Source organism: Actinospica durhamensis, assembly GCF_018139695.1.
GTDB classification, from domain to species: domain Bacteria; phylum Actinomycetota; class Actinomycetes; order Streptomycetales; family Catenulisporaceae; genus Actinospica; species Actinospica durhamensis.
In genome coordinates this window covers 1-6042 of sequence record NZ_JAGSOG010000393.1, presented here as the reverse complement: position 1 = coordinate 6042, position 6042 = coordinate 1, and the positions used below count along the sequence as shown (strand labels likewise).

5 protein-coding genes are annotated in these 6042 nt (G+C 75.2%); 4 read left to right on the top strand and 1 reads right to left on the bottom strand.

The genetic code is table 11. From position 1 onward, the window contains the following. Positions 1 to 62: 62 nt before the first annotated feature. Positions 63 to 1814: a fatty acyl-AMP ligase gene (locus KDL01_RS38370; protein WP_212533636.1), complete on the top strand. Its 1752-nt coding sequence runs from the start codon at positions 63 to 65 to the stop codon at positions 1812 to 1814. Here KDL01_RS38370 and KDL01_RS38365 read toward each other — a convergent pair. Continuing rightward, positions 1792 to 2034: an acyl carrier protein gene (locus tag KDL01_RS38365; RefSeq protein WP_212533635.1), complete on the bottom strand. Its 243-nt coding sequence runs from the start codon at positions 2032 to 2034 to the stop codon at positions 1792 to 1794. The two genes, KDL01_RS38370 and KDL01_RS38365, sit on opposite strands and share 23 nt — an antisense overlap. Before the next feature lie 64 nt (positions 2035 to 2098). Between KDL01_RS38365 and KDL01_RS38360 the strand changes: the two genes are divergently transcribed. The 3 genes from KDL01_RS38360 to KDL01_RS38350 form a co-directional block, all read left to right on the top strand. Then, on the top strand, positions 2099 to 3574 hold the full coding sequence (locus tag KDL01_RS38360; protein WP_212533634.1) for a 1-acyl-sn-glycerol-3-phosphate acyltransferase: 1476 nt from the start codon (positions 2099 to 2101) through the stop codon (positions 3572 to 3574). Beyond that, positions 3561 to 4982, top strand: coding sequence for an HAD-IB family hydrolase (locus tag KDL01_RS38355; protein WP_212533633.1), 1422 nt, complete (start codon positions 3561 to 3563; stop codon positions 4980 to 4982). The genes KDL01_RS38360 and KDL01_RS38355 overlap by 14 nt, the downstream gene beginning before the upstream one ends. Next, positions 4979 to 6042 (top strand): wax ester/triacylglycerol synthase domain-containing protein (locus KDL01_RS38350; protein ID WP_212533632.1); only part of this gene is annotated, 1064 nt, incomplete at its 3' end. The genes KDL01_RS38355 and KDL01_RS38350, both read left to right, overlap by 4 nt.

Here is a 6042-nt window from a genome sequence, read left to right as displayed (position 1 = left end):
ACCCGCACCCGCCCGCGCACCCCAGCCGCCGCATCCGCACCCGACCCGCTGAAAGGCGGCCCATGACCGCGACCGGCATCCTCGACCTGTTCGCCGCGAACCTCGCGCGCGACCCCGACCAAGCCCTGTTCACCTTCGTCGACGGCGCCGGGGCCGACCACGCCGCCTACACCGCCCCCGCGCTCACCCGGCGCGCCGCGGGCGTGCGCGATCTGCTCGACGGGCTCGGCTGGCGGCCCGGGGACCGCGCGGTCCTGGTCTATCCGCCCGGCCCGGACTTCGTCGTCGCGCTGGTGGCCTGCCTGATGGCGGGGGTGATCCCGGCCGCGGTGCTCCCGCCCGGACCGGCCGGCGGGCGCGGCGGGGAGCAGGCGTTCGCCGCCGCGGTCCGCGACTGCCGGGCGCGCGGGATCCTCACCTCGACCGAGTTCGACGCCCTGCGCCGCCTCGCCGCAGCCTCGTCCGCCTTCCCCGGACTCGACTGGCCCGACGCAGTGCCCTGGCACTGCACCGACACAGCGGGGGACGGCGACCCCGACCCCGGCCGCTGGCACCGGCCCGCCGCGCCGACCGACCCGGCCGTGCTGCAGTACACCTCGGGCTCCACCTCCACGCCGCGCGGGGTGGTCATGACGCACGGCAACCTGCTGGCCGAGATGCGCTGCAACGCGGTGGACTTCCACCTCGGCCCGGCCACGGTCGGGGTGTCCTGGCTGCCGCAGTACCACGACTTCGGGCTCGTCAACGCGATCCTCAGTGCCCTGAGCGGCAACATGCGGCTCTACTCGCTCTCCCCGCTCGACTTCGTGCGCCGGCCGGCACTGTGGTTCGAGACGATGGCGCGGGTCGGCGCCACGCTCACCGCGTCACCCAACTTCGGGCTCGACCTCGCCGTGCGCAAGACCACCCCGGAGCAGCGCGCGGCCTGGGACCTGAGCCCGCTGGCGACGCTGGTGTGCGCGGCCGAGCCGATCCGCGCGGCCACGGTGGACCGGTTCCTCGACGCGTTCGCCGCCGCCGGCCTGCGCCCGGAGTGCTTCTGCCCGACCTACGGACTGGCCGAGGCGAGCGTCAGCGTCAGCTCCTGGGGCCGCGCCCGGATCGCCGTGGACGCCGAGGAACTCGCCGGCGGCCGGGTCGCGCGCGAGATCGCGGACGGGCATCGGGAGAGCGTCTACGTGGGCTGCGGTCCGATCACCAAGCCGGGCTCCCGGGTGCGCATCGTCGACCCGGACACCTGCGTGCCCTGCCCGGAGGACCGGGTCGGGGAGATCTGGGTGGACTCGGCCACCAAGGCCGCCGGATACTTCGGCCGGCCCGAGGAGAGCCGCGCCGGCCTGTACGCCGAGGTACGCGGCGAGCCCGACGCGCGCCGCTACCTGCGCACCGGGGACCTGGGCTTCTTCGCCGACGGAGAGCTCTTCGTGACCGGGCGGCGCAAGGATGTGATCATCCTGCGCGGGCGCAACCACTACGCCGAAGACCTCGAGGAGTCCGTGCGCCGCTGCCACCCGGCGATCCGGCCCGGCGGCGTCGCGGCCTTCGCGCTCGAGGCCGCGGAGCAGGAGTCGGTGGCGGTGCTGCTGGAGGTGGCCGCGTTCGAGGCCTGCGACACCGGGGCGGCCGAGCAGGTGGCCGCCGCGGTGCGCCGGAACCTGGCCCTGGCCCACCAGGTGGGCGCCGCCACCGTGGTCCTGGTGCCGCCGGGGACGGTGCCCAAGACCACCAGCGGGAAGGTGCGGCGCCACGCCTGCAAGGCCCTGTACACGGCCGGGGAGATGGCGGGAGCGATCACCGTGCCCGTTCGGCGGTGAGCCGGTCGGCCAGCTCGCCGAGCCGGTCCTCCATCGTGATCACCCGCCCGGTGAAGTCCACGTCGAAGTGCTCCTCGAGCGCCACCGCAAGCTCCACCAGGCCGATCGAGTCGAGGTCGAGCTCGGCCAGCCGGGTGCCCGGCCCGATCAGCTCGGCCGGGACGGAGAACCGGCTGCGCAGCAGGGTGGCGATCGTGTCGAAGACGAAGTTGTCGCTCATGCTCTGATCTTGCGCGGGCACCGGGCGGCGGCCAACGGGAACTACGGACTGGAACGGAAGGACCATGGCCGTGCGCGCACACCTCGCCGGATCGCGGACCCGCCGCCGGCGCTGGGCCGAACGCCTGCTTGCGGCGCTCACCCGGCCGCCGCTGCGCCACCTGCGGGCGGTGTACCTGGACCCGGCCTGGGCGGCGGCCGCGGGCACGGTGGGCGGGGCCCCGCTGGTGTTGCTCCCGGCGCACCGCAGCTATCTCGACACCCTCGTGCTCGACCGGGCGCTGCGCGAGGCGGGACTGGCCCGGCCCTGGCGGCTGGCCGGGGCGAACCTGGCGTTCTGGCCGCTCGGCGCGCTCGGCCGGCGCAGCGGGATGATCTTCATCCGGCGCGAGTTCGGCACCGATCCGGCCTACCACGCGGCCGTGCGCGGCTACCTCGCCGCGCTGCTCGCCCGCGGGCAGGGACTGGAGTGGTACCCCGAGGCCGGGCGCACCCGCACCGGCCGGCTGCGGCCCCTGCGCAACGGGATGCCGCGCCTCCTGGTGGGCGCCTACGCCGACTCGGGGGTCGAGGACGTGCTGGTGCTTCCGGTCTCCATCGTCTACGACGCGCTGCCCGACATCGAGGCCGTCACCGCCGAGGACGCGGGCGCGGCCAAGCCGCCCGAGGGAATCCGCGCCCTGATCCGCTACCTGCGCGCAGGCAGGACCGAGGGCCCGCGCCAGGCCTGGATCACCTGCGCCGAGCCCATCTCGCTGCGCGCGCTCACCCACGATGCATCAGGGGACTGGGACGCGGCGCGCACGCTGACCCGACGCGTCGCCATCGGCCTGCGCGAGGCGACGGCGGTGACCGCGGAGTCGTTGCTGGCACTGGTGTTCGCGGCGGACGGCGGGGCGATCGGGGTGAACGCGGCTGTGGGCGCCGACGAGGTGAGTCGACAGTTCGATGCCTTACTCGCGCACGCGCAGGCGCGCCGGATCCCGCTCGTACGGCCGTACTCGTTCGCGGCGGCGCTCGAGAGCCTGGTGCGCACCCGGCTGCTGGAGCAGCGCGCCGACGGTTTCGCCGTGGTGGCCGGCCGGGAACGGATCCTGGCCTACCACCGCGGCGTCGTCGCCCACTGGTTCCTGCCGCGCGCCGCCGCCGAACTCGTCGCGGGCGGCGCCGTCACCACCGCCAGAATCAGTACCCTGCTCGGCCGGCCGGACGGCTTCGCACGGCGGGTGGAGGAGGAACTGGCCGTGCTGGACGAAGGCGGGTGGGAACACCAGCCGTTCCTGCTCGCCCCGCGCCTGCTCGGCCCGGTCCTCAGCGCGTACCACGACGCCGCGGGCGGCCCGCGAACGCCCACGCCCTCGGCCGAACTGCGCGCGGCCGCGTTCGCGCTGATGACCGCCGAAGGGCTGCTCGAGCCCGGGGCCGACGCGGCGGCCGGAGACGACTTCCAGCGCGAACTCGCCTGCCTCACCGCGCGCCTGCGCGTCATGGCCGTGCTCGACCGCTCCCGCCACCCCGGGACCGCCGATGTCCGAGGCTGACACCCGCGTCGCCGCGATCCTGCGCGGCCCCAACGGTCCGCACGTCGCAGCGTTCTTCGACTATGACGGAACCCTGATCGACGGCTTCTCCGCCACCTCGTTCCTGCGCGGCGCGATCCCGCTCCCGCGCCTGGCCCGCGCCGCCCTCGGCCGCGGCCCGCTGCCGCTCGCGCGCCTGCTCGCCGCGCACCTGCTGGGCGAACCGGCCGACCGGGACATCCGCTTCGCGCACGAGGCGGCGCGGCGGGCCGGGGCCGGCATGTCCGAGGACGAACTCGCCGCCGTCGCCGCCCGCGTCTTCACCGAACGCATCGCCGCCCGCCTGCGCCCGCAGCTGTGGGCCCTGGTCCAGGCCCACCGCCGGGCCGGCCACCGCGTCGCCGTCGTCACCGCCGCCACCCGCTGGCAGGTCGAGCCGCTCGCCGCGAGCCTCGGCGTCGACGACGTGTTGTGCAGCCCCAGCGCGGCCGAACCCCTGCGCGGCGAAGCCAAGGCCGTCGCCGTGCTCGACTACGCGCTGCGGCACGAGATCGACCTCGCCGCCAGCCACGCCTACGCAGATTCCGGCGACGACGTGCCGTTCCTCGAGGTCTGCGGCCGGCCCTGCGCCGTCGCGCCGCGCCCCGCGCTCGCCCGCGCCGCGGCCGAACGCGGCTGGCCCATCCTGCGGCCCGACCCGAAGCCGGGCACCGGCCCGGTCGCCGCCGCCCGCACGCTCGCCGCGTGGAGCGGCACCGCAGCGGGCGTCGGCACCGCGCTCGGGCTCGCCGCCGCCGGACTCGACCGGCGCGAGGCCGCCGAGTTCGGCATGGCGCTCGCCAGCCGCGCCTGCCTGGAACTCGCCGGGGTGCGGGTGAGCGTGCAGGGCGCCGAGCACCTGCGCACCCGGCCCGCGCTGTACCTGTTCAACCACCAGAGCTGGCTCGACGTCGCGGTCATGGCCCGGCTGCTGCGCCGCGACTACACCGGCTTCGCCAAACACGAACTCGCCCGCCTGCCCGGACTCGGCGACTTCGGCCGCATGTTCGAGGTCGTCTTCATCGACCGCGGCGCCACCGCCGAGGCCTCGGACTTCCTCCGGCCCGTGCTCGACCTGCTCGCCCGCGGCGTGTCCGTCGCCGTCGCCCCGGAGGGCACCCGCTCGCCCACCCCCATGCCAGGGCCCTTCCACAAGGGCGCCTTCCTCGCCGCCCGCAAGGCCCGCGTCCCACTCGTCCCGGTCGTCATCCGCAACTCCGGCCGCCTCATGCCCCGCGGCGGCAAGACCGTGCACGCCGGCCGGATCGACGTCGTCCTGCACCCGCCGATCGACCCCGCGGCCTGGCCCCTCGGGCAGTTCACCCGCCACATCGAAGAGCTCAGAGACCTCTACCTCAGCACCCTGACCACCGGAGAGGGGTGCCGGTGAGACCGTCGGACCACTTCGGCCGGAACGCCTGGACGCTGCCGCGCCGGCCCGACCCGCTCAGCACCCTGATGTGGCGCTGCGACCGCGACCCGAGCCTGCGCCCCGCCCTGGTCCTGGTCGTGCTACTCGACCGCGCGCCCGAACCGGAACGCCTCCGAGCCGGGCACGAGTGGGCCACCCGGATGATCCCGCGGCTGCGCGACCGACTCGTCGCACCCTTACTCACCCCGAGAACACCGATCTGGACGCCCGACCCGGAATTCGACATCGGCCGGCACCTACGCCGCGCCGCCCTTCCCCGCCCCGGCGGCCGCCGCGCCCTCCTCGACCTCGCCGAACAGCTCGCCGCCGCCCCCTTCGACCTCGACCGCCCGCCGTGGGAGAGCGTCCTGGTCGAAGAACTGCCCGGCGAGAGCGAACCGTACCGCGCCGCATGGCTGGTGAAACTCCACCACTGCCTCGCCGACGGACCCCAACTCGCGTTCTGGTTCGCCACCCTGCTCAGCCGAACCAGAACGCCGCGCACCGACAAACCCCAGCCCCCCGCCCCACCGCGCTGGCTCGACACGCCCCTGACCGAACAGCTCGTCGGCACCCTCGCCGACGACGCCACCTCAGCCGCCCGCGGCCTCGCCCGAGCCGCACGCGCCGCCGCGGGCTCCCCGGTGCGCTCGACACTCGGAATCGGCACCATGGCGTACAGGCTGATGGAGGTCACCACCCGTCCGGCAGGCAAGCCCTCGCCGCTGCTGCGCCCCCGCGGCACGACCCGCCGCTTCGAAGGCGTAGAGATCGACCTCGACCGCCTGCGCGCCACCGCCCGCGCGAACGACGTATCCGTCAACGCGGCCTACTGTGCCGGCCTGTTCACCGGCCTGCGCCTCTACCACCAGGCCCACCGCGTCACCACCCCGAGCACGTCCGCCGCGATCACACTCCCCGTCAGCCGCACCGGCCCGCGCACCGGAAACCAGTTCAACGGCGGCAAGTTCGCCGGCCCCCTCGACGATCAGGACCCGAAATCCCTCTGCCGCACCCTCGAGCAAAGCCTCACCCGAGC

Coding starts and splice junctions, on each gene's coding strand:
- KDL01_RS38360 (WP_212533634.1), top strand. CDS start 2,099: ATGGCCGTGCGCGCACACCTCGCCGGATCGCGGACCCGCCGCCGGCGC.
- KDL01_RS38370 (WP_212533636.1), top strand. CDS start 63: ATGACCGCGACCGGCATCCTCGACCTGTTCGCCGCGAACCTCGCGCGC.
- KDL01_RS38365 (WP_212533635.1), bottom strand. CDS start 2,034: ATGAGCGACAACTTCGTCTTCGACACGATCGCCACCCTGCTGCGCAGC.
- KDL01_RS38355 (WP_212533633.1), top strand. CDS start 3,561: ATGTCCGAGGCTGACACCCGCGTCGCCGCGATCCTGCGCGGCCCCAAC.